The organism is Providencia sp. PROV119, assembly GCF_028482435.1.
GTDB classification, from domain to species: domain Bacteria; phylum Pseudomonadota; class Gammaproteobacteria; order Enterobacterales; family Enterobacteriaceae; genus Providencia; species Providencia stuartii.
Genome location: NZ_JAMPQL010000015.1, coordinates 97,778 through 123,045 on the forward strand (window position 1 = coordinate 97,778; position 25,268 = coordinate 123,045).

The 25,268-nt window shown below is 37.1% G+C and carries 10 protein-coding genes and 2 pseudogenes; all 12 read left to right on the forward strand.

All coding sequences use genetic code 11. The features are described 5' to 3' along the window. Nucleotides 1–8 precede the first annotated feature (8 nt). Nucleotides 9–6,113 (forward strand): non-ribosomal peptide synthetase, encoded by a 6,105-nt coding sequence (locus PSF11_RS14195; protein WP_004239721.1) that lies wholly within the window; start codon nt 9–11, stop codon nt 6,111–6,113. 12 nt (nt 6,114–6,125) lie between these two features. Then, on the forward strand, nt 6,126–15,341 hold the full coding sequence (locus PSF11_RS14200; RefSeq protein WP_017827831.1) for a type I polyketide synthase: 9,216 nt from the start codon (nt 6,126–6,128) through the stop codon (nt 15,339–15,341). Further along, nucleotides 15,341–16,429, forward strand: a complete 1,089-nt coding sequence (locus PSF11_RS14205; RefSeq protein WP_000801189.1) for a Gfo/Idh/MocA family oxidoreductase — start codon at nt 15,341–15,343, stop codon at nt 16,427–16,429. Before PSF11_RS14200 ends, PSF11_RS14205 begins: the two co-directional genes overlap by 1 nt. Next, entirely contained in the window at nt 16,429–17,202 is a 774-nt protein-coding gene (locus tag PSF11_RS14210) for a thioesterase II family protein (protein WP_004239723.1), read from the forward strand. The genes PSF11_RS14205 and PSF11_RS14210 overlap by 1 nt, the downstream gene beginning before the upstream one ends. Nucleotides 17,203–17,220: 18 nt before the next feature. Continuing rightward, nucleotides 17,221–18,987, forward strand: coding sequence for an ABC transporter ATP-binding protein (locus PSF11_RS14215; RefSeq protein WP_001044024.1), 1,767 nt, complete (start codon nt 17,221–17,223; stop codon nt 18,985–18,987). Continuing rightward, nucleotides 18,980–20,707, forward strand: coding sequence for an ABC transporter ATP-binding protein (locus PSF11_RS14220; protein WP_000588838.1), 1,728 nt, complete (start codon nt 18,980–18,982; stop codon nt 20,705–20,707). The genes PSF11_RS14215 and PSF11_RS14220 overlap by 8 nt, the downstream gene beginning before the upstream one ends. Before the next feature lie 12 nt (nt 20,708–20,719). Next, complete coding sequence (locus PSF11_RS14225) at nt 20,720–21,469, forward strand: 4'-phosphopantetheinyl transferase family protein (protein ID WP_000071884.1); 750 nt, start codon at nt 20,720–20,722, stop codon at nt 21,467–21,469. Between the two features lie 169 nt (nt 21,470–21,638). Further along, on the forward strand, nt 21,639–21,782 hold the full coding sequence (locus PSF11_RS21195; protein WP_000482925.1) for a hypothetical protein: 144 nt from the start codon (nt 21,639–21,641) through the stop codon (nt 21,780–21,782). Nucleotides 21,783–22,690: 908 nt separating this feature from the next. Beyond that, a complete protein-coding gene (locus tag PSF11_RS14235; RefSeq protein WP_000200567.1) occupies nt 22,691–22,879 on the forward strand; it encodes an AlpA family transcriptional regulator in 189 nt (62 codons plus the stop codon). A gap of 24 nt (nt 22,880–22,903) precedes the next feature. Further along, nucleotides 22,904–23,017 (forward strand): annotated as a pseudogene (locus PSF11_RS14240) (DUF2857 domain-containing protein); the annotation flags it as partial. 20 nt (nt 23,018–23,037) lie between these two features. Then, a pseudogene (locus tag PSF11_RS14245) lies at nt 23,038–23,990 on the forward strand (IS3 family transposase); the annotation flags it as partial. Nucleotides 23,991–24,200: 210 nt separating this feature from the next. After that, a complete protein-coding gene (locus tag PSF11_RS14250) occupies nt 24,201–25,265 on the forward strand; it encodes an IS110 family transposase (RefSeq protein WP_004239726.1) in 1,065 nt (354 codons plus the stop codon). The last annotated feature ends 3 nt before the right edge of the window (nt 25,266–25,268 follow it).

A 25,268-nucleotide genomic window follows, 5' to 3' on the forward strand; every position in this document is an offset into this window, starting at 1 on the left:
GTATAGAAATGAAAATATTAAGTGATATTAATAACATAAAAGAATTATGTTCCAAGCAAATAAACATTGACAAAAATAAATTTTCAGATAAGGACAATCTGATAAAATTAGGTCTTGATTCAATTGGATTTATGCAATGTTTATATATTTTCCAAAAAAATGGTTATGCTATAACATTAAAAGATTTGTATTTAAATCCAACAATAAAAGGATGGTATAAAATATTAAAAAAATCAGATATAAATAAAAAAGAAAGAAAAGATAATATATATACACATAAAACAATAAAAAATGCTGGTGAGTTTTCACTTACACCTATACAACATGCCTATTTTGTCGGCCGTTTGAATAAACAAACTCTTGGTGGTGTTGCTTGCCAAATTTATCAAGAATTTGATGGCACCCCTAAATTTACTCCGGAAAGTCTAGAGAAAGCATTAGTATTATTATCAAAACGTCATCCCATGTTGAATATAGTATTTCACCAACAGGGTACACAATTTTGGTCTCCTAACCCAAATAGAAAATATGTTACATATCATGATTTTAGTAAATTACCAAAAGATGAGTATGAGAAAAAACTTTTACAATTACGGGAAAAATTAAGCCATCAGGTACTAAATGTTGAAAGCGGTCAGTTAATTGATTTTCACATGATATCGCTACCTAACAACAGATATCGTTTATGTACTAATATTGATATGTTGATTGCAGATGGTACAAGTTATTCATTACTCTTTACTGAACTTTGTTTATTATTGAGCGGAGAAATACTGCCTCAGTTAGATGAGCACTATGACTTTTACCATTATTTACAAGATAAAAAACAGTATGAAAACAAAGAATCAGCATATCAATATTGGAAAAATAAAATCCCAAACCTACCAGACTCTCCTCTTCTGCCATTATATATGGATCCAGAAAAAATAAATAAAATAAAAATTAAACGCCTTAGCTGGACATTTAGCTCAAAAGAATGGAAAAACTTTAGTAATTTGGCTAAAGAAAATAATATTACACCTTCCATTGCATTAGCAACCTGTTTCTCATCTGTACTTGCAAGATGGACTGGCCAAAATAGCTTATTACTCAACTTTACATTATTTGATAGAAAGCCATTAGCCCCTGCAGTTAATAATATTATAGCTGATTTTACTAATGTCATTCTTTTAGAAATGAAAACAGACAATCGACCATTAATTTCATTATCTAAAGACAATCAAAATACATTTATTGAAGCTTGGCAACATTCTGATTATTCTGGTATTGATATCATTAGAGACCTTCGTAAAAATGGCACCCATCCTTATGGGTGTCCTGTTGTCTTTACTAGCCATATTAATCAACCACTTATTGATAAAAATATAGAATCTGTATTAGGTTCTATAGGATGGGGAATATCACAAACCCCACAAGTTTGGCTTGATCACATGGCAATTAACAAAAGTGGAAATATTGTTTTACAGTGGGATTATAACAATGACTTGTTCCGGAATGATGTTATAACAACAATATTTGATGTTTATATTTCTCGTATACGCCAACTTGCCAACGATCCTAATGCCTGGATTGAAACCCAACCTGATTTAATTCCTAAAAAACAATTAAAAAATAGAATATCAGTTATCAAAAAAGATAATTCACTATTACCACATACACTGCATAAGTCTATTTTCCATAATTATTCAAATTCATCAAAAATTGCTGTCATTGATATCGACTCTCAGGAATGGAGCTACAAAAAATTATTATCTAAAGCAACAATACTCAGTGATCAAATAATACAACAAGGTTATAAACCAGAAGACAGAATTGGTGTATGTATGCCAAAAGGAGTAGGGCAAATCATTAGCGTTCTGGCTATTTTATTAATGGGGGGAACTTATGTTCCGATTGATGTACTACAACCAGAAGAACGTATAAACCGCATTGCTAAAAATGCTCAGCTTTCATTACTCATCGTATCTGATAGCGATCCATCCTATTCAATCTATGCTACATTTTGTAACAGAATTGTTTGGCAAAAAGTTCAACCCTCCGAGAATAAACCACTACACAATATAGATATATCTCCTCATCAAGCAGCTTATGTTATTTATACTTCAGGTTCTACTGGAGAGCCTAAAGGTGTTGTTGTATCCCATGCCAGCGCAATGAATACCTGCCTTGATCTCAATCGGCGATATAACATTTCAGACAAAGATCGGGTACTTGCCATATCAGCACTACATTTTGATCTGTCTGTTTATGATATTTTCGGTGTTTTAAATGCCGGAGGGACTCTTGTATTAGTTAAAGAAGATGAGCGCCGTAATCCTGATGCATGGTTACGACTTATTAACCAACATAAAATAACACTTTGGAACAGCGTACCTGCACTGTTTGATATGTTACTAACCTATGCAGAAGGAATAGGGTCATCCATTCCACAATCGCTGCTATTAATCTATCTCTCTGGAGATTGGATTGGGCTTGATCTCCCGACACGTTACTATAATTTCTGCCCTGATGGACAAATAGTCGCCATGGGAGGTGCCACAGAAGCCGCTATTTGGTCTAACTATTTTAATGTCACAACATTAGACCCATCCTGGAGCTCGATACCTTATGGATATCCTTTATCCAACCAACGTTATCGTATTGTTAATGCTAGAGGAGAAGATTGCCCTGATTGGGTATCAGGAGAACTTTGGATTGGTGGTGCAGGCGTTGCGTTAGGCTACCTAAACGATCCCGAAAAAACAGCACAACAGTTTGTAAAACAAAATGGTGAAAATTGGTATAAAACAGGTGATATGGGAAGATATCTCCCTGGCGGTATACTTGAATTTTTAGGAAGACGTGACCGCCAAGTTAAGATTGGCGGATACCGTATAGAACCAGGGGAAATTGATGCTGCATTCAATAAGCTTCAGGGTGTGCAAAATGCGATTACACTATGCCTTGGTAATGGTAATAAAGAAAAAGCATTACACTCTTTTGTGATACTAAATTCGGGTAATTACCAGGATATTATCAGTTCAAATAGCACCTTTTCTCCCCTCTACTATCTGCGCTCAACCCCAATAAATGTACAACAACAATCCCAAGAAACGGCAATCATAGCTGGATTTTTATATGATTATCTTACTGAACAAAATATTGATTTCGACAACCTCTTGTCAGAAAAAAAATCAGCAGATGACCATAGCATTATCGCTAGCTATCAGTCATTAATGGCTAATTGGCTAAATTTAATAGCACAATATCCACAAACTACACTCAATTCCCCCCCAACTAATAGTACCCAGCGAACGCTAATAGAAAATTTGCAGCGCCACAAAAACAATTTAACAGACATACTCAAAGGTAAAAAATCAGCTCTAACACTATTTGATGATCCCTATTGGTCACCAGAACAAGTCACTATGCGTATTGATGGAATGCACTACTCCTTAGAAAATTTACTACAACAAATAAGAGAACTTCATCATTCACTAAAAAGGCCAATAAAAATCATTCAATTAGGTGCTAGAAGCGGTATTTCAGCAAATTATATTCTGCAACGATTACCCACTAATATGGTTACCCTACTGCTAACTGATGAGTCTCTTTCAATGGTAACGCAAGCTAACCAAAATTTATCAGATTATCAAAATAGTTATGCTGAGCCTCTTACAGAAGTATTTCTTCATAAAAATCGATATAGTGCAGATATCATTTGGATGAACAATTATCTTCATCGATTAGACAGCCCACAAAAAGAGATACAAAAATTCGTTTCACTCTGTGCTCCGAGTGGAATGATTTTTATACAAGAAGTGTTACATGCCCCTGCACAATCACTGATAAGCATCTCTTTATTACAACAAAATGGTAGTGATCCTGCTGATGAATTATTAACAGCAAAAAAATGCAAAGATATCTTTAGCGCTTCTACTGCGACTTATAAAAGTGAAGGAGTTAACGGCGAAATATTGACACAGTTATACCAAGCACCAGAAAAAATTTATTTACCAGATAAAAATAAGCTAGAGCATGATTTGCGCCAATTTTTACCAGACTATATGATCCCAAAACATATTTATTTTCTAACTGAGTTCCCCTTAACCGCAAATGGCAAAATAGATAACCAATCATTAAAATTGTATTGTCAGGAATACCAAGAAGAATACCTAAATCAACAACCTATCAATGGTAAAGAACAGATCATCATAACAATATGGCAAAAGCTCCTTGGCACCAACAAGATACACCGTCACAGTCATTTCTTTCGTGAAGGGGGAGATAGCCTAGTTGCTATTCGATTGATCTCTGATTTAAACCATATTGGCTACCAAGTTGAACTGGAGCATATCTTTGCTTATCCGATCCTTTCTGATTTTGCACAAAATATAAAGCAGAGCGAAGTTTTCGAAAAACAGCCAGCAATTTCACATAACGAGGCGTATAGATACAATCCATTTCCACTCACTGATATTCAGCAAGCTTACTTAGTTGGACGGCAAAATAATTTTACACTTGGGGGTGTTGGTACACATTTTTTTGTCCATTTTATAGCGGAAAATTTAGATGTACCTAAATTAGAACGTACAATTAATCAGTTGATTTCTCGTCATGATATGTTACGTGGTGTCATTATTAATGGACAACAACAAGTACTTAAAAAAGTTCCTTATTATTCCGTTAAAACGCATTATATCCCTACAGAAAAAAGTGACGCTTTTCTAGTATTACGAGCTCAACTTGCTAACATTGTTTATGATCCAGAAATTTGGCCTTTATTTACTATTCAAGTTATCAAGACCAAAGAACAACCAGATCATATTTTTATTAGCCTTGATAACTTATTCCTTGATGGAATGAGTATGCAGATATTTTTCAGTGAGCTAAAAACACTGTATATGGAGCCAAATCACCAATTTATCCCTCTAGATATTACTTTTCGAGATTATATTGATTGTGATGCCTATCCGATTAACACACAAAATGATTGGGAATATTGGTTAACGCGTTTACCACAATTACCACCAGCCCCACAATTGCCACTAATAAAAGATCCAGCACAGATTGTGCAACCTCGCTTCTCGCGTTTACAAACATCATTATCTACTTCTGTTTGGCAAGCACTACAACAAGTTGCTCAGCAAAATAATGTTACGCCAGCAGCACTTTTGATTGCTGCTTATTGCGCCACATTATCCGCATGGAGTAAAAGCCCTGAGTTAACAATTAATTTGACATTATTTAATCGGCATCCTGTACATCCTCAAATAAATGAAGTACTTGGTGATTTTACCTCATTACAATTACTCGATTGGTATACCTGTGATCTTTGGTCAAACAGTATCTCAATGATGCAAAAACGTTTACATAAAGATATGCAACATCGTAGTGTTTCAGCCATTAAAGTAATGCGTGAAATGGCAATTCAACGACAGATGTCTCATATAGAGATACCTGTCGTTTTTACCTGTGCATTGGGCTATAAACATGATGAAGGTTTTCTTTCTCATCATTCATGGCTAAAACCTGTTTGGGGAATATCACAAACACCACAAACATGGCTAGATCATCAAGTATATGAGTCAGACGGTGAATTATATTTAAACTGGGATTTTGTCGAACAATTATTTGACTACACAACCATTTTTTCCATGTTCCAGCAATATGAACATATACTCACTAAACTGGCTACTGAACCACAATCTTGGCAATTGCCACTAAATAAACTTATACCAAGATGCAATAATCTCGTCATCACCCCAGTTTTCAATGCCAAAAATAATCAAAACACACATTATAAACAATCTACTGATACACAAAAAACAGGTCAGACAATACAAAAACTACAACAACTTGTTAAGCAAGTTATTGGAATAACGTTAGCACCTGAAACAAATTTTTTCGAAGCAGGTGCCAGCTCTTTACAATTGGTTCAACTTCATGCAGCACTACAAAAAAATGGCTATAGCCATATTACAATTACTGATCTGTTCGCTAGTCCAAATCTAAGTACATTAGCGCAATTGCTTTGGCAAAACACTTCACCAACATGTGAGCAATATTCCGACCGAGACAAACACAAAAACAAGAGAAAGAAACGGTTACAACTACGAACTCATAGTAGATAAAGGATATTAATCATGCTGAATTTTGAAACTTTCTATGGTAATAGTGAACCTATAGCTGTTATTGGTCTTTCTGGTCGCTTCCCTGATGCACAAAATATTGATCAATTTTGGCATAACATAATTAATAAACACGATAGCTCTCGTCTTTTTTCTGAAGAAGAACTAAAAGCCGCAGGTGTCGCTGAACAAACTTATCATTCACCTGATTTTGTTAATCGTGGCGCGCCGTTAGATGAAGCGGAATATTTTGACGCTACTCTATTTAATTATTCACGCTCAGAAGCTGAACTTATCGATCCCCAGCAAAGAATTTTTTTACAAGGTGCTTGGCATGCTTTAGAGCATGCTGGATATGCCCCTTGCAATATAACCATCAAAACAGGCGTTTTTGCTTCAGCAAGAATGAGCAGCTATCCTGCCCAGCAAGATTTAGCATTGCACAATATTGGCCATGTCCGTGGCATGCAAAAATTATTAGGGAATGATAAAGACTATCTCGCAACACGTATTGCATATAAATTAAATTTAACTGGTCCAGCATTAACTATACAAACCGCTTGTTCTAGCTCCTTAGTTGCCGTACATATGGCTTGTGAAAGTTTACGCTCTGGTGAATGCAGTATGGCTATTGCTGGTGGAATTGGTATCACATTTCCACAAACCGGTGGTTATCTATATCAGAAAGGCATGATCTTCTCACCAGATGGTATTTGTCGTCCTTTTGATGCAGAGGCAAACGGTACTTTTGCTGGTAATGGATTTGGTATTGTAGTGTTACGTCGTCTTGAAGATGCCTTAGTGGATGGAAACACAATTATTGCTGTATTACGTGGTAGTGCCATTAATAATGATGGTCATCAAAAAGCGGGATTCACAGCTCCCTCCGTAGCAGGCCAAGTTTCAGTTATTAGAGAAGCAATACAACTGGCCGATATTAAAAATGAAGATATTGAACTTATTGAAGCACACGCAACAGCTACACCATTAGGTGATCCAATTGAGTTTAGTGCATTATGTCAGGTTTTCGCTGATCGCTCTCTTACTGCTTCTAAATGCGCTATTGGCTCAGTTAAAGGCAATATCGGACATCTGGATACAGCAGCAGGTATCACTGGCCTAATTAAAACGATATTAGCGGTAAATAAAGCACTTATTCCTCCATCTATGCATTTTAATCACCCAAATCCTCAATTACAAATAGAAAAAAGCCCGTTCTACATTCCTAAAAACCCTAAAGCTTGGTCTAGCAGAATACGAACTGCTGGTGTTTCTTCATTTGGTATTGGTGGAACAAACTGTCATATCATTGTGCAATCATTGCCTGACTCATTAGTATCAATCAAACCTGAACAAGAGGTAGACAATAATTTTGAATACTCATTATTGCTTAGTGCCGCCACAAAAGAGAGTCTAAAAAAACTTGCTGGTGATTATGCACCATTAATAAAAATTACCCCAGCAAACATTCTGGCTCATAATGCATTACAGCAAAGACAACTCAACTTACCATGGCGCTTATCTATCCCCTTAACAAGTGAGAGTGATATTTCACTGTTAGCTTTCTCTCAAGGAAGTGCTGATTCTTTAATACAATATGGTCATACATCAACAAATAAGAAAATAGCGTGGCTATTTTCTGGTATGGGATCACAATATCCTGCTATGGGTAAAGTGATGTACCAACATTCAACAACATTTGCCGAAACAATCGATCGTTGTGAGCAAGCATGCCTGCAACACTTAACATTTCCGTTAAAAGAAGTCATGTTTGGCCTACATAGCGATAAACTTGTTAATGCCAGTTATATTCAAGCGGCTATTGTCGCCTATGAAATCGCAATGGCAGCACATTGGCGAGCAATCGGTATTTTACCTGAAATAATTGTAGGTCATTCTTGCGGAGAATATGCCGCAGCCGTTATCGCTGGTTTCTATACAATCGAACAAATGATGCCACTTGCTGTATATAGTGGACAATTAATGGAAAGTCATGTTAATGGTGAAATGATTGCTGTATTTGCAGAATATCAAGATATTCAAATCATTGCTAAACAATGTCATGTTGAATTAGCTGCAATTAATGGCCATAACAACTTATCATTCGCGGGGCAACCCGATGATATGCAAAAGTTTACTCAAATATTGAAAGCAAAGAATATTCGATTTAGAGAAATGAATAACGTGTGTGCTGCTCATACCTCTTATATTGATAATATTCTTGATCAATTGATGGAATTTACTGAGTCATTATCAGCCTCACAAGGAAAAATAGCCTTAGTCTCAGGCTATACAGGGCAATTAATTTCTCAAAAAGAACTTCAACATCCATCATATTGGGCTCAGCAACTACGCAATACAGTTATGTATCAAGATGCAATACAAACGTTAGTCAATCATGGTGTCACCCATGCTATGGAATTAGGACCAACTTCTGTATTAAGTGATCTTGGTGAACGTGAAGGCATTACTGAGATTAGTTGGATACCAACTGCCAGAATGGGAGTTGATGAAATTCAGATGAAACAACAGGCTGCAACAACCCTATTTATTGCAGGCTATGATTTACCATGGCAGTCACTGTTTAAAACTCAAGGAAGTTATATACCATTACCTCTCTATCCCTTTGAAAAACAATATTATTGGTATGAAAAAAAGGATAGTGAAAAATATCAACCACAAAAAAGCGCATTTGATTTACCTATTAGCCAAGGTCGTGAAACGGCATTAAAAGCGCTTACAACACTCGATCTTCCTCGTTTAAACTCATTTAATTCAACACTTACCACTTTACATAATTATTACGTCGATAAAATGATATGCTCGTGTTTAGGCCATGAGTTGAATACCCCCATGTCTGTAATCGATATTATGCGAGCAGGACGCATTTTACCCCGCTATTATCAATTATTAGTACGTTTATTAGAGGCCTGTGTTGAGGATGGATATTATATTTACCAACAGATAAATCAGCACAACTACTATAAAAAAATAAAATCTATTTCTAGTGATAAATTACCATTATTATTCCATCAATTACAATTAGATAGCGAAGGTCTTCAATCTATTCCTGACACCGTCAAGCGAGCAGGAGAGCAACTCTACGATATGATGACAGGCGTGATTGAACCTGTTTCAGTGATCTTTCCTGAAGGTGCATCTCAAGGTGTTGAAGTTCTCTATCAAGATTTTAGTTTTGGTCGTTATTTTAACCAAATTGCTGCCGCGGTACTTAAAGGATTACTTTCTCACTACCAGCCCACTGTGGCTAAGCCTTTGCGAATTATTGAAGTCGGTGGTGGCACGGGAGGAACCACCTCTTGGCTGCTACCTATTTTATCAACCATACAACATGTTGAATACGAATTTACCGATATTTCACCTATCTTCACCCGACGTGCCGCACAAAAATTTAGTCAATATTCATTTGTTAACTATCGAGAGTTCAATTTACAACAATCCCCTGAAATACAAGGTTTTCAATCTGATTATTATGACATTATTATTGCTGCTAATGTTATTCATGCCACTCAACATATTGGAGATACATTAACTGCTCTTCGTACTTTACTGCGTTCCAATGGTCATTTGCTTATGCGCGAAATAACCAAACAAGCTCGCTTATTTGATTTTGTTTTTGGCCCACTGGTGTTACCCCTCCATGATGAAAAGATCCGTAAAGGAAAACTATTTTTATCACCAGAATTATGGCATCAACAGTGTCGCTTAGCAGGATTTCAACATATTCGCTGGTTACCTGATGCATTACCAGAAACCAAAGATATGTGTGAACATATTATTCTCGCCAGTGTTTCGACAGAAAACGATCACTTTGATCAAGAGTTACCTAGTGACACCAAGATACAACAAAGTTCACACTACCAATGGCAATTAACACCTTGTGTGGAACAAGATCTTATCAAGCCAACATTAATATTTAACCATCAACAAACATTGCCTTCTGAAATCACAGCTATTTTATCCGCTATTGGATGTCTTTCTGAACAGGGCGAAAATCAATTAATCGTTGCCAACCTTGCAGATCCTTTAATTATCGCCGAGCAGATCCGCCAAATATTACTGTCATCGTCTGATGGGTTTGTTGTTATCACGCAACAAGCCTGGGCATTAACTGCCATAGAAACGGTTAATCCAGCACAACGTAGTATTCGAAGTTTATTAAAAACTATTCAAAAAGAATATAGCTCAAGGTTAATTGCCATTGTTGATTTAGGTATAAATGCCTCATGGTCTGAATTAGTTCCTGCTTTTATACAAATAGAACAAGGTAATAATGAAATTATTGTTCGTAACCATTGCTGCTACTTACCACAATTAACCCCACTGCCCTCATCTTCTACGATCATAGCGCAGAACATCATGGTATCCCCGCGCTGGCATATTATTACTGGTGGTTTTGGAGGCTTAGGTCGAATTACAGCAAGTTGGTTAGTAAGGCAAGGTGCTAAACGTATCGCTATTTTGGCACCACGAGCTGATAGCAGCGCATTAGATTGGATGAATAACTTACAGAAATCTAACCAGCTAGAAATAAAATGGCTAACATGTGATTGTCGTGATAACGCTCAATGTCATGCAGCACTCACTCAGCTTGAAAATGAAGGTGGCATTGAGGGGCTTATACACAGTGCAGGTATTTTGGATGATGCACTTATGACACAACTCACCCCTAAGCGTATGTCTGACGTATTTTCTGTTAAAGCGATATCTGCCAAGCAATTTTGTGATGCTTTAGAAAAAACAGATGCCAGTTACCTTATTTTATACTCCTCTGCCGCTGCAACTATAGGCTCTGAAGGACAAGCAGCTCATTCCCTCGCTTGTGGATATTTAGATGGATTAGCTGAATATGCACGTCGCAATATCAAGGGATTAACCGTCATTTCTATCGCTTGGGGGGCATGGCAAAGTGTTGGCTTTGTGGCAGAAAAACAACTCCATGATAAATTACAACACAAAGGTATGAGTACGCTTACTACTGAGGAAGGACTGGCACATTTAGATGCTTGTCTGCTAGATAATACCTCTTGTCGCCTTGCAATGCGCTTAGCGACTCCACCTTTAATGACACAAAAAACGCCTTTATTTCATCAGACTAATCATAATGATCATTATGATAACCATGAAATTAATCACACTCGCCAGCTTTGTGAAACCCCAACTCAAACGGATCAAACAGAGCCGGTAAGCCCTAACAGGGTTGATTATCGCGTTGGTGATAACTTAGAACAGTGGCTAACAGCATGCATCAAACAACTGTTGCGTCTTGGTGATGAACATATTGATACTCACATTGAACTATTCCAATTAGGACTAGATTCTCTCTCTTTCCTCGATCTCAGTGCGGAAATTAAGAAACAGTTTGCGGTCAATATTGACGCTGAACAATCTTATGATGATATGACTATTGCTGGTTTAGCCTCAGTTATTCGAACCGCAGCACCTGAGAAATTTACTGTGACAGAAGCACTCCATAATCAAGACAACATTTCCCACACAATGGAGTCAGAACGATATGCCCCATTTCCATTAACACCAATTCAACACGCCTATTGGATCGGACGTAAAAACCTCTTTAACTACGGAGGCGTTGCTTGCCATGCAATTTTTGAATGGGATTGTCAACGCCATATATGGGAGCCGGCCTCACTTGAAAAAGCTTGGAATAAAGTTATTCAGCGTCATGATATGTTGAGAATGATCATAGATGATGATGGACAACAACGTATCTTAAAAGAAGTTCCTTATTTTCATTTTATTCAACATGACCTAACAAATTTAACCCAACAAGAGCAACAAGAGAGCCTAACACAGATAAGGGAAGCCCTTTCTTATCGGGTATTACCGACTGAGTCATGGCCATTATTTGAAGTTGAAATTTCTTGGCTAAATAACGATTGTTACAGATTACATATCAATCTAGATTTACTGCAGTTTGATACCATGAGCTTTAAAATTCTGTTTGATGATCTATTTAACGCCTATTCAGGACAAGAATTAATACCACAAACATTTACCTTCCGCGACTACTGCTTAAAAAATCAAACAAATCGTAACAGTGATGAGTGGAAAATGGCATGGTGTTACTGGCAGGATCTATTATCTGATTTACCTTCTGCCCCATATTTACCGATAAAGAATTCATCCATTACTGAACAACCTCGTTTTACGACTTTCCAACATCATGTTTCTATAGCGCAATGGGACAAATTAAAACAGAGGTGGAAAAAGCATGGTATTACACCATCAGCAGGGCTTTTAACACTTTTTGCTTTAGTTTTAGGTCGCTGGACAAAATACCCAGCCTTTACACTAAACTTAACTTTCTTTAATCGTCAACCATGGCACCCAGATGTTACACAACTTATTGGTGATTTTACCTCTGTACTCCCTATAGATATTTATCTAGATAACGACTGTACATTAAATGAGTCAATGGCAAAAATACAGCGCAGACTTTGGCAACATTTAAGTAAGTCCCAAGTAAATGGTGTAGAGATTTTACGTGAATGGGGACGCTATAAAGGGGATAGTAGCCAATCTCTGTTACCTATTGTATTTACTAGCATGTTAGGTATGACACTAGATGGTGACAATATTGATGAAGCATTAAATCAGCTTTTCGGCCAACCCGTATATAGCTTCGCGCAAACACCTCAAGTTTGGTTAGATCACCAAGTAATGGAAGGAAAAGAGGGGCTAACATTAAATTGGTTCTGCATGGATGACATCTTTGCTGACGGTTTATTAACAATGATGTTCTCTGATTATCAAAGCTTGATCACTCAATTATGCCAAGATGAAGATAATAATCAATCAGTTGATAAGATTATTGCGCAACTTCCTTCATATCAACATTTAGCAATAGATAATCACCTCCAATCACGCTATCAACAACTCGAGCAAACATTGGAAAATCATCCGCAAATCAAACGTGCTCATGCTATGGTAATGGTAAAAGACGATACGAAAGTAGAGCCTCCTCTACAATTACTGTTTGAAGCCTCTTCTGATATTCCACTATCCGTTATTAAACAGCCCAATTGGTTACCTAATTTACTTTCGCCATCAGCTTCACTCAGTGACATTATTGAAAAGAGTTGGCAACGATTTGAGGAACGAGCACGGTATGGCATATGTCACACACTGTATCGAAATGCTCTTTTTACCGAGCTAAACACACCAATCACCCTAGCTGAAATAGTGGCTCGTTTAAAAGCAAAGCCTCAGTATGAGAGGCTACTTAGTCAGTGGCTAGATTTATTATGCCTGCATCACTTATTAACCAAAGAGGGTGATCAGTTTTATGCCACAACACAGTTTATTAACTTATGTTTATCTGCCCCAGTATTTCAACAACCTGTTAATGATTGGGAATATGTACTTTGGGATTACCTTGAACAATCACTAACCCAACATGAATTACTCTTTAGTGGTAAGGTTTCTCCTCTTTCACTACTTTTTAATTCAGATGAAATTACCACAGCACTATACGCCAAACACCCTGCACTAAATTATTTAAATCAATGTGCAAAAGATATTGTTAGTGCAATGGTTGGTGCAACATCTTCACTCAATATTTTAGAAATAGGGGCAGGTACAGGAGCTACCACTCAAGGTATAGTCGCAGTACTTAAGAATACGCATTACTCATACACCTTTACTGATATATCACATTACTTCCTTGATAAAGCGCGAAAAAAATTCACTGCTGTAGGAGAAATGCGCTATCAACTCTTTGATATTAATGCACCAATACAATTTTCTCATCATCCAGATAATGGCTATGATCTGATCATTGCATCTAATGTATTACATGATGCATCACATATCGGCCACGCACTAAAACGGATTAGAAGCCTGTTAAAACCTCAAGGCTATTTATTATTTATCGAAGCAACCGAGTGTCAAAGTGCTATGCAAATGGCGACTGTTGGCTTTATTGAGGGATTAAGTGCATATCAAGATAAGCGTATATTGACGAATAAAGCGATGCTTGATAGTGAAAGTTGGCATGATATTTTAATCAATACTGGTTTTGAAACTATTGGTCAATGGCCCCAAACAGATTCCTCATCTTTGCGACAAACACTCTTTTTAGCCTCTCCCACTCGTGGAGGAAAACCTTATTTAGGTAAATTACGTGATTATTTATCTCATTCTCTTGATCAGAATATCGACTCTTTTGAGTTGTTCCAATGTGAAAATATTGAAGCAACCCTTAATGGCATAGCAACATCATCCGCTCAAGAGCTAAATGAACAGATACAACCTGTTGCAATACCTGATGTACCAACCAATATGATTAATGAAATCATTGCATTATGGTCTGAGTTATTAGGTCGTGAGGTCAATAGTACAAATGATTTCTTCCGTTCTGGAGGAGATAGTTTGATTGCAACCAAAATGATCAGCCAATTACATCAACGGGGATATCCAGCAACATTACAACAGATTTTTACCTATCCATGCTTAGCCGATTTTTGTGCTCATTTAGAGCAGGAAAAGCAATCTCAACGAGAGTACTCCTCTTTGATACCTCTAAGCGCTGTATCTGCTCCAAAACCTTACCACTACTTTATGGTACATGCTTCTGATGGTGATCCCGGTGTTTACCTACCTCTTGCTGAGTCGTTAAATAATACAGTGTGGGGATTAACAGTTACAGATGCTTCAAAACTAACTGATTTGGATACATTGTTATCATTACATTTATCTAGCATAAAAACAGCACAACAGACTGGCCCTTATATTCTTATTGGTTGGTCATATGGTGCTTTTATTGCCAGTTACCTTGCAGAACAACTCTCGCAACAAAATCATTCCGTATTATTAGTATTAATAGATCCCGTCTATCGACATGATTTTATTAAATTTTGTCATGATGACTCAGATAGTTCATCAGATGAAAATAAGCAGCTTGCATGCACTAAAAGACTTATGTCATTCCTACCTGAAAGTGACCTACCATTATCTGATGATATCGCCTGTTTATGGCTGGAAGCCACCAACCACCCAACAGAATGGACATCACCTGAAAAAGAGTGGTACCAACGATTACCGCCACATACCCAACATCACTATTTTTCAGGGGAGCACTGGTCAATACTGCAAGATCGCGCTACCAGCACACATCTGGCCGAAATCATTGATCAGTGGGTGCAACAAAAACTTTCTAATAACGGATATCCATCCGAAGGAGGTAATTAATGAAACCGGCAAAAAAAGTGGTGATTGTAGGCAGTAAATTTGGAGAGGTTTATCTCAATGCATTTATACAACCTCAAGACAAATGGCATCTTATTGGCCTTTTTTCCAAAGGTAGCACTCGTTCTCGAGAATTATCTAAAGCATTCGGTATTCCACTTTTTACTCGATTTGATCAACTACCTGAAAAAATAGATCTAGCTTGTATTGTTGTGCGATCAGCCATTGTTGGTGGCGAAGGTAGCCAACTTGCGCAAGCATTTTTACAACGGGGGATCTCGGTTGTACAGGAACATCCTGTACATCCTGATGAAATTACCAGACTACAATCATTAGCAGAAAAAATGCATTGCCACTATATCGTTAACAGCCTCTATCCACATAATAAAGCAGGACGTTTATGGATAGAAAACACACAGAAGATATATCAGCAAATACAACAACGACCAGTGTGGGGACAAATTATCACAAGCAGGCAATTAATTTATTCCGCCTTAGATATATATTGCCAAGCAATGAAATTACACCCTAATGATATTACAGTCACATTAGAAAAAGATAATACCCCGCTACAATTTCTACGACTATCCAACCCTACTGGTGATTTGCTTTTATGCCTACAAAAACATTTGTCATCTAACGATCCTGATCAGCATAGCCTCGTGATGCATCATATGATATTAGGCTGGCCAGCTGGTTATTTAACTCTCGCTGGAAGTTATGGGCCAGTAGAATGGAATAATGCGCTTTATATTCATCATCACCAAGATAGTAAAAAAGCCATGTATCAATCTCCTGCCACGATGGAGCTTGATGAACCACTGTTTCATTCATTTCATACTCCACCAAATAGTTGGCAGGATGTGATGGAATGTGAAGCACCAGAAGCTATTAATTACTTACTGGCAGAGATAGATAAATGCTGGCAATTACCTAATGATAAAAAACCAATGATTTTACAACCCCATTACCAATTAGCTTTATCTCAATTATGGATAAAAACATTGCAAACAGCAGGTAAAGCCATTGATGGCACAATTGCGCCATTTAAGCGAATGAACTTCACCAAAAGTAGTGGACGGAGAAAATAATGATAAAACAATCTCCCAAATATATTACTCCTTTAAATGAGCAAAATGTAAATAAAGACAATGCTAACCTATTGGTTTGCCCATTTGCTGGTGCCAGTAATAGTGCATTTAACTCGTGGAGATCTACCGATATTTCAGGGTTAAATTGTCAATTAGTTAATTACTCTGGCCATGGTTGCAGATTTAAAGAACCAGCCTTTAATGATATTGGGTTATTAGCCAATGAATTAATAACAATAATAAAGAAATTTTATCCACCACGGCATAATTCATTATTACTTTGCGGTCACAGTATGGGGGCCCAAGTTGCCTTTGAAACTGCTATTCAATTAGAAAAAAATGGCTGGGAATTATCTGGACTAATATTATCAGGCTGCCAAGCTCCTCATATTCAAGCAAGGAGATTACTGAGTGATTTAAATGATGATGACTTTATTCAACAATTAATTGCCATTGGTGGATGTGATGCTGAATTAATCAAGCAGCCACAGTTGTTAAAACAGTTTATGCCATTATTACGTGCTGATTTCCTTGCTACCGAGCGTTATTTTTTTCAAAAAAGCACTAAACGGCTTTTTCATACCCCTGTTTTATTAATGTATGGTAGTCATGATAGTGAAGCTGATAAAAACGAAGTTGAAGCATGGCAAGATTGGATAGATAAGCATTGCACTATTAATTGCATCGCTGGAGATCACTTTTATCCAATTACACGCCCAAATACTTTTTGTCGTTTTATTATTGATTTTTATCACCAATTTATCAATGATTAAATTGATTAGGTAATATATATGAATAAAACAATAGATACTTTGCCACTTAACTTTCGTATTTTAATAAAATTAGCCCCACTCCCTCTGATTAGTGGCATTATTATGGCAATAATCTCAACAATGCTAAGTTTAGCACCATTATGGATCATCTATAAAATCAGCCAGATTTGTTTTTCAACATCACCTAATATTCAACAAATAAATAATCTAGTTTATATCACTGTGATTATTTTAATTTTACGTTGGGGATTAATGGCAATAAGTCATATTGCCGCACATCGGGGTGCTTTTTATATTCAGCATCAATTACAACTCGCAATAGCTAAAAAAATCAGTAAAGTACCATTATCATTTTTTGCTCAATATGGCAGTGGAAATCTGCGACGTATTATCAATGATGATATAAAAAGCTTAGAAGGTTTTTTCGCACATATGCTACCTGATCTCGTCTCAGCCATAGTGACTCCCTTTATCGCTATTATATTACTTTTTTATGTAAATTGGCCTCTTGCCTTATTATCTCTAACCCCATTACCCATTGCTTTTATGGCTCAACTTCTCATGTTGCGTCGAGCCAATAAACAAACCAATGAGTGGATGAATATTCAGAAAAAAATTGCTAATGAAATAGGAGAATATATTAAAGGAATACGAGAAATAAAAGCGTTTAACTTAACCTCCCATACTTTTGGTAAATTATCTCAATCTATCAATTCCTCTGTTAAATGGATAAAAAATAATGTCAAAGCTAGTACAGGCTCTTGGATGGTATTTAGTGGGATATTAACAGCGAATCTCGTTATTATAGCACCAGTAGGTGGGTGGATGTATTTAAATCAAAATATTGATTTATCTACTTATATTTTATTTTTAATGACATCCCCCCTCGTACTTGCGCCGTTATTACGACTAACATTTGTGCTAGGAGAACAAGCTCAACGAAAACAAACCTTAAAACATATCAGTATGATCCTTGAACTTTCAGAGCATAAACAACATGATAAACATTTTACTCTCCCTAAAAATAGCGATATTACTTTTAAAGATGTCTGTTTGGATCATGGTGATAAACCGATATTAGAGAAAATTAGTTTTAATGCCCAAGCGGGTACAACAACTGCAATTGTAGGCCACAGTGGTGCAGGAAAATCCTCATTATTAAAACTAATTCCCCGTTTTTATGATTGTACTTCTGGCCAAATAAAAATAGGTCAATATGATATCAACTACTGGCCAGAAATTGATTTACTTTCTCAAATAAGTGTTGTTTTTCAAGATGTATATCTATTTCATGGAACTATTTTAGAAAATTTACTCATAGCAAATCCTAATGCCTTATTTGAGGATATTATCAAAGCAACTAAAGCAGCCAATATTCATCATGTTATTGAAAAACTCCCAGCAGGATATAATACATTAATTGGTGAACAAGGAAATAAACTTTCAGGTGGAGAGAAACAGCGATTATCAATTGCAAGAGCACTATTAAAAAACTCTCCAATCCTACTTCTCGATGAAATTACTGCCAATGTTGATGCTGAAAATGAAATTTTGATCTATCGCGCATTAAAGAGTCTATGCCAGAATCGGACTGTTATTATGATCACTCATAACCTACATACTATTATTAACGCAGATAAAATTATTGTGCTTGATAATGGAAAGATTATTGATACAGGTACACACACCCATTTATTAAACCAATGCCCAACCTATCAAAAATTATGGAATGATTATAGTCACACTATTCATTGGCAATTAATCCAGGAGAATAATAATGATTAAAGAATTAATTAAATCAGGTTATTTGCTTTCTAATAAAAAAGATAAAGATTTAATGGTGGGTCTATGCCTTGCCGTAGTTGAAGGTCTTTTTGCTACTATTCCGTATATTCTACTCTATTTTTTATTAATTGATCTTTTTGCCAATAAAATCACACTAGCTCAGTTATTTTATTACTTTTTATCAATACTCTTATCTATTGTTCTGCGTATTGTCATTGGTACTTATAGTATGCCAATGATTTTTATTGGTGCTTATAAAATGATGGGACAAGCCCGTCTAAGAATAGCCGATCATTTACGAAAAATCCCGATTGGCTGGTTTTCTTCTCAACGCAGTGGTGATCTTGCATCACGGCTTACTGCTGATTTAGAGATCATTGAAAATATCTGGTCACATTTCTTAGGAATGTTTATCAGTACTTTAGCGATGCCTGTTTTTCTCTCACTATTCTTAGTATGGGTAGATTGGCAACTCACTTTAATTATATTATTTTCTATTCCAATCGCTCTGTTCGCATTATCCATAAGCCATAAAATAATGTTAAAAGCTGCACAACAGGCAGCTGATGCTAATGCCAATGTACAATCCGAATTACTCGATTATATCCAAGGAATTATGGTTATTCGTAGTTTTGGGCGACTTGGTCCTGCATGGAAAAAACTAAAAGCAGCCTTAGAAACACAAAATAAAACCCAAATAGTTCTAGATTCCAAGCCTGCCCCTTGGATTGCACTTTATGGTTTTATTCTTGAATCAGGTTTTATTTTATTAATGATAATAGGAACAAGCCGTTTAATTAGTGGCTCACTTTCTCCTTCTCAATTCGTTTTTTTCCTTGTATTAGCACTCCCCATTTATCGACAATTCTTTGATTTAGGATTATCCAGTATGTTGTTAAATTATGCACAAAAATCATTACAACGCATAGAAGAAGTAATGAAAGTGGTTCCACTTTCTGAGCCTAAATATACTCAATTACCAATAAGAACAGATATCTATTTTAACAATGTAAGCTTTATTTATCCTTATAATAGTCAATTAACATTAGATAATATATCTTGCTGTTTTCCTGAAAAAAGCTTTACTGCTATTGTTGGCCCTAGTGGCTCAGGGAAAAGCACTTTACTACAGCTTATTTCTCGTCTATGGGATGTTAACCAAGGTGAAATATTGCTAGATGATATTAATATTAACCAAATAAATTCCGATAAACTCTGTTCATATGTATCTTCTGTTTATCAAGATGTCGTTTTATTTTCAGGAACAATTAAAGATAATATTTTAATGGGAAAAACAGATGCTCACGATGATGAAATAATAACTGCAGCTAAATTAGCTAATGCACATGAGTTTATTATACAAAAACCACAAAATTATGATACTCCTATTGGTTACGGTGGTATGTTACTCTCAGGTGGAGAACGTCAACGTCTTTCTCTTGCTAGAACTTTATTAAAAAATGCACCAATTTTACTGATCGACGAAGCAACATCGAGTATCGATTGTTCATCAGAAGTATTAATTCAACAAGCTTTATCATTGTTATCAAAAGATAAGACAATCATTATGATTGCCCATCGATTAAATAGCATTAAAAATGCCGATAACATTATCGTAATGGAAAATGGAAAAATAGCAGAACAAGGAAAACATGCTGAGTTACTTGCAAAAAATGGCTTATATGCACATTTATGGTTACAACAGAAAGCGTTATGCTAATAGCCAAATGCAATGAGTAATAGCAACTTGTTTATAGATAATGAGGTGCATATCTGGATTGGTAATCTACAAACGATACCATGTTTAAGTAAAGCTAAATCCAGAATGCACATCTTAAATAACGATGAAATTTCATCGTTATTCGACTACCCTTTTATAAAACAACGAAATATTTTTTTGCTATCAAGAGTCATGTTACGCGATATTTTATCATTTTATTTAAAAATTTCACCAGAAGATGTAAGATTTTCAAAAAATGAGTACGGGAAACCATTTATTTTAAACGAATCAAAGGAAAGCATTTACTTCAATTTATCACATTCAAATAATTGTGTTGCTCTCGCTATTTCAAATACATCATCCGTTGGTATTGATATTGAATATTTCAACCGTGATATAGAAATAAATAGCATTATAGATTATTATTTCTCAAAAAAAGAAAAAAAATACCTATCTTATTTTGACGAGACTCAAAAAAAACATAATTTCTATAAGATGTGGACATTAAAAGAAGCCTATATTAAATCAAGAGGCATTGGATTATCAGAAGAAATCATTAAGAATTTAGATTTTTATATAAAGAGAGATCAATTTGATAAATTATATTTTATAGAACAGCATTACTCTGCTCATCTTTCATATATTACCAAATCAATATTAGATAGCTATAAAATATCCATAATCACATATCACCATCCATTTAACTATAAATTCTTAACATGGGGTGATATAAAAAGCAACCTGCCACATCATTTATTATAGTTATACGACCACAATGAAATTATATATTAACAGTTAGTTTTAAGTATTATTTGACTGACTATAGGTCATATAAAAGATATGACAATTCAATTCATATATTCACACCAAAACACGAATAAATTATAAAAAACCATCAATATATTAGCACTCATATAAATAAGGAAAAATTATGTTTAACAATAAAACAAAAAATACTATTATTAAAAATAAATCCGATTGGTTAACCATACCTGAAGCTGTATACCTAGCCAACCAGAAAAAAACAGAGAAACAATTAACCGACAGCGACGTTTATCGCCATGCGCTATCTTGAAACATTTATTTATCTATATACTTTCAATCTACAATTATATTAAGGAAAGTCACAAAAATTAAGAATAAAATTAAATTGAAAAAAATAGGAAACTCTCTCACAGATCGTTTATGCTATCTTGATACACATTGTTTCATTAAACATATAAATTATACCACACTCACTCAAGATAAATATATTCATTCTAAAAAAATGGGTCATTGATACCACTCTGATCGGGTATGAATTCGTAACAATTCAACACTTACTGGCGCACTCAATCAATATATCACCACCAATCACAGGCAATCAATGTATTAATTATGGCATTTCAGTTTTATTATCAAGAACTCTATTTCAAGCGTTTGAGAAAATAACATGAAAAGAACGAATTAGCCAACAACTAATGTAATTACCTGAAGAACTAAAATCTGAGATTTATAACAACATTAATCGAATGAAACTCATAAATCCAGTGACAAAGAATATTTCCCTATTTATAAATTACCACAAGATTCCTGTTTTGTAATTCGCCTGACTGAACTACAAAAGCTGATGAATGCCTATGTAAATATTAAACACACTCCAACATCGACACGCATATCCAGCCCTTTATCTCGTCTTTTCTGGCTTTCATGTAAACATAATGAAGTCATCAGTCCATTACTAGGAAAACCTTACAAGCTTTTATCCATTTTCGAACAATGGGCATCTACCGAAGGTATTACTGACAAATTCAGCGGCGATACACTGAAAACAGCACTTGAACGCGGTTCTCCCACTTCAGTGCCTTATTGATTTAACTCACCATTATACTGAAATACGTATTAAGAACTCAAAAACTCTTAATACGGGCTTACGTGCTTTCTTCTTCACCTTCGCTTATGCTTTTTTATCTTCTCCAACCCCACTCTACACTGGAGAAAATCATGACATCACATCAGTTATTACGCCTGAAACAGGTCGAAGAAAAAACCGGTCTGAAACGCTCGCAAATCTATCTGTATATGAAAGGGGGCTCTTTTCCTCGTTCAATAATAAAGGTTGGCCCTGCCAGCGTAGCCTGGCTCGAATCTGAAATTGATGAATGGATCAACCTCAAATTAGCCAACCGCTGAAGTGTTTAAGGAAGGTCCGAAATCATGATTCCGTCTCTGAATTACGCCGTATTAACAGATGCCCTGCGTGCGCTGAAAGAAGACAATATTCACCATCGTGAATCTCTGGGACTCACCTTCGACGAAATGAATACCCTCAGGACAACACTGGTGCTTTAATGAAAAAACGAAATTTCAGTGCAGAATTCAGACGTGAATCCGCTCAGTTAGTGGTGGATCAACACTATACGGTTGCAGATGCCGCAAATGCCATGGATGTCGGACTTTCCACTATGACCCGGTGGGTAAAGCAGCTACGAGATGAACGTGCCGGCAAAACACCTAAAGCCTCCCCTATCACGCCGGAGCAAATTGAGATACGTGAGCTGAAGAAAAAACTTCAACGTATTGAAATGGAAAATGAAATATTAAAAAAGGCTACTGCGCTCTTGATGTCAGATTCCCTGAACAACTCTCGATAATCGGGAAACTCAGAGCGCATTATCCTGTGGCCACGCTTTGCCACGTGTTTGGGGTTCACCGCAGCAGCTATAAATACCGGAAAAACCGTCCTGACAAGCCGGATAGCAGGCTAGCTGTATTACGCAGTCAGGTTCAGGAACTACACGGCCTCAGTCATGGCTCCGAGGATGCAAGAAGTATCGCCACAATGGCCACACACAGGGGCTTCCGGATGGAACGATGGCTTGCCGGCCATCTTATGAGGAAGCTGGGGCTGGTGAGTTGTCAGCAGCCTGTTCACCGATATAGACGTGGGGGACACGAACATATTGCTATCCCGAATCACCTCGGACGTCAGTTTGCAGTGACAGTGCCTGACCAGGTATGGTGCGGCGATGTGACGTATATCTGGACAGGTAAACGCCAGACTTACCTTGCTGTGGTACTCGATCTATTTGCACGGAAACCCGTGGGGTGGGCAATGTCGTTCTCTCCGGACAGCAGGCTGACCACCAAAGCACTGAAAATGGCATGGGAAAGACGCGGTAAGCCATCCGGGGTTATGTTCCACAGTGATTAGGGTAGTCACTATACAAGCAGGTAGTTCAGGCAGTTACTGTGGCGATACCGGATCAGGCAAAGTATGAGCAGGCGCGGAAACTGCTGGGATACTCATTCTAATATACTTTCAAATACCGGATCGGACTGACCCGTGCTGGGATTGGCTCAAATGCCTTTGTGTTGACCTGTCGTCCGATTCTGGTATTTCCCGGGCATAACCGGGCCCAGAGTTTGTGACCTGATAGGAGCTTTGTGCTGCATCCCGAGTGTCCTGTCCTGCGATGGGGATGATTGTGCTACCAATATCTGGAGGCAAACCATGCAAAACGACCGCCAATCTTCTGAAACCGTGATTCTGGGTGTCGATACCCATCTTGATATTCATGTCGGCGCTGTTATCAGTCAGGCAGGTAAACTGCTTGGAACTCACATTATTCAAACAAATCAAGCGGGCTATCTGGAACTACTTGATTGGGCACGTTCTTTCGGTAGCCTCGAACGAGCAGGCATCGAAGGAACAGGAACATATGGTGCCGCATTAACACGCTATCTCATCAAGAATAGCATTTATGTTGTTGAAGTTAACCGGCCAGATCGCTCAAAACGCCGCCTTGAAGGGAAGTCAGATCCACTAGATGCAGAAAATGCAGCCCGGACAGTGCTTTCAGGGAGCAGCAAGGCCATACCAAAAATGCAGTCAGGTGCATGTGAGGCTCTCCGGATTATTAGTGTTGCCCGACGTAGTGCAGTAAAAGCCTGTACGCAGGCGATTAATCAGCTTCGTGCACTGCTGGTTAGTGCCCCGCAAGATGTTCGCGACAAACTCTGGAAATCGAAACCACACGAATGCGTAACTGCCTGCATTAACAGCGAAGTGTCAGAGCACTCACCGTTACGTATAGCCTTGTGCAGTACGCTTCGAAGCCTTGCGAAACGATGGATGGCCCTGACTGAAGAGTTGAATGAACTAGACGAATCACTAGATAAACTGACCCGCAAGTATGCCAGTAACCTTCGTAGCCAGTTTGGCGTTGGGCCACAGACGGCTGCAACACTGCTGGCAGTTGCGGGTGATAACCCCGAACGTTTAAAAAATGAAGCGGCCCTGGCATCGCTCTGTGGCGTAAATCCACTGCCAGCATCATCAGGGAAAACAGTAAGGCACAGATTAAACCGTGGTGGCTCACGTGAAGCAAACAATGCCCTGTGGACAATAGCCCTTGTACGTATGCGTAGCGATCCGCGCACGAGAATCTATGTCGACAGACGAACTGGTGAAGGGCTATCGACTAAAGAGATCCTGAGATGCCTAAAACGCTACATCGTCCGTGAGCTCTATCCATTGATTTTATCGGACCTCGCATATGCCAATCGCCGCTCTTGACAT

Excerpts from the sequence above, each read along its gene's own strand:
- PSF11_RS14195 (WP_004239721.1), top strand. The coding sequence starts at position 9 with ATGAAAATATTAAGTGATATTAATAACATAAAAGAATTATGTTCCAAG.
- PSF11_RS14200 (WP_017827831.1), top strand. The coding sequence starts at position 6,126 with ATGCTGAATTTTGAAACTTTCTATGGTAATAGTGAACCTATAGCTGTT.
- PSF11_RS14205 (WP_000801189.1), top strand. The coding sequence starts at position 15,341 with ATGAAACCGGCAAAAAAAGTGGTGATTGTAGGCAGTAAATTTGGAGAG.
- PSF11_RS14210 (WP_004239723.1), top strand. The coding sequence starts at position 16,429 with ATGATAAAACAATCTCCCAAATATATTACTCCTTTAAATGAGCAAAAT.
- PSF11_RS14215 (WP_001044024.1), top strand. The coding sequence starts at position 17,221 with ATGAATAAAACAATAGATACTTTGCCACTTAACTTTCGTATTTTAATA.
- PSF11_RS14220 (WP_000588838.1), top strand. The coding sequence starts at position 18,980 with ATGATTAAAGAATTAATTAAATCAGGTTATTTGCTTTCTAATAAAAAA.
- PSF11_RS14225 (WP_000071884.1), top strand. The coding sequence starts at position 20,720 with ATGAGTAATAGCAACTTGTTTATAGATAATGAGGTGCATATCTGGATT.
- PSF11_RS21195 (WP_000482925.1), top strand. The coding sequence starts at position 21,639 with ATGTTTAACAATAAAACAAAAAATACTATTATTAAAAATAAATCCGAT.
- PSF11_RS14235 (WP_000200567.1), top strand. The coding sequence starts at position 22,691 with ATGACATCACATCAGTTATTACGCCTGAAACAGGTCGAAGAAAAAACC.
- PSF11_RS14250 (WP_004239726.1), top strand. The coding sequence starts at position 24,201 with ATGCAAAACGACCGCCAATCTTCTGAAACCGTGATTCTGGGTGTCGAT.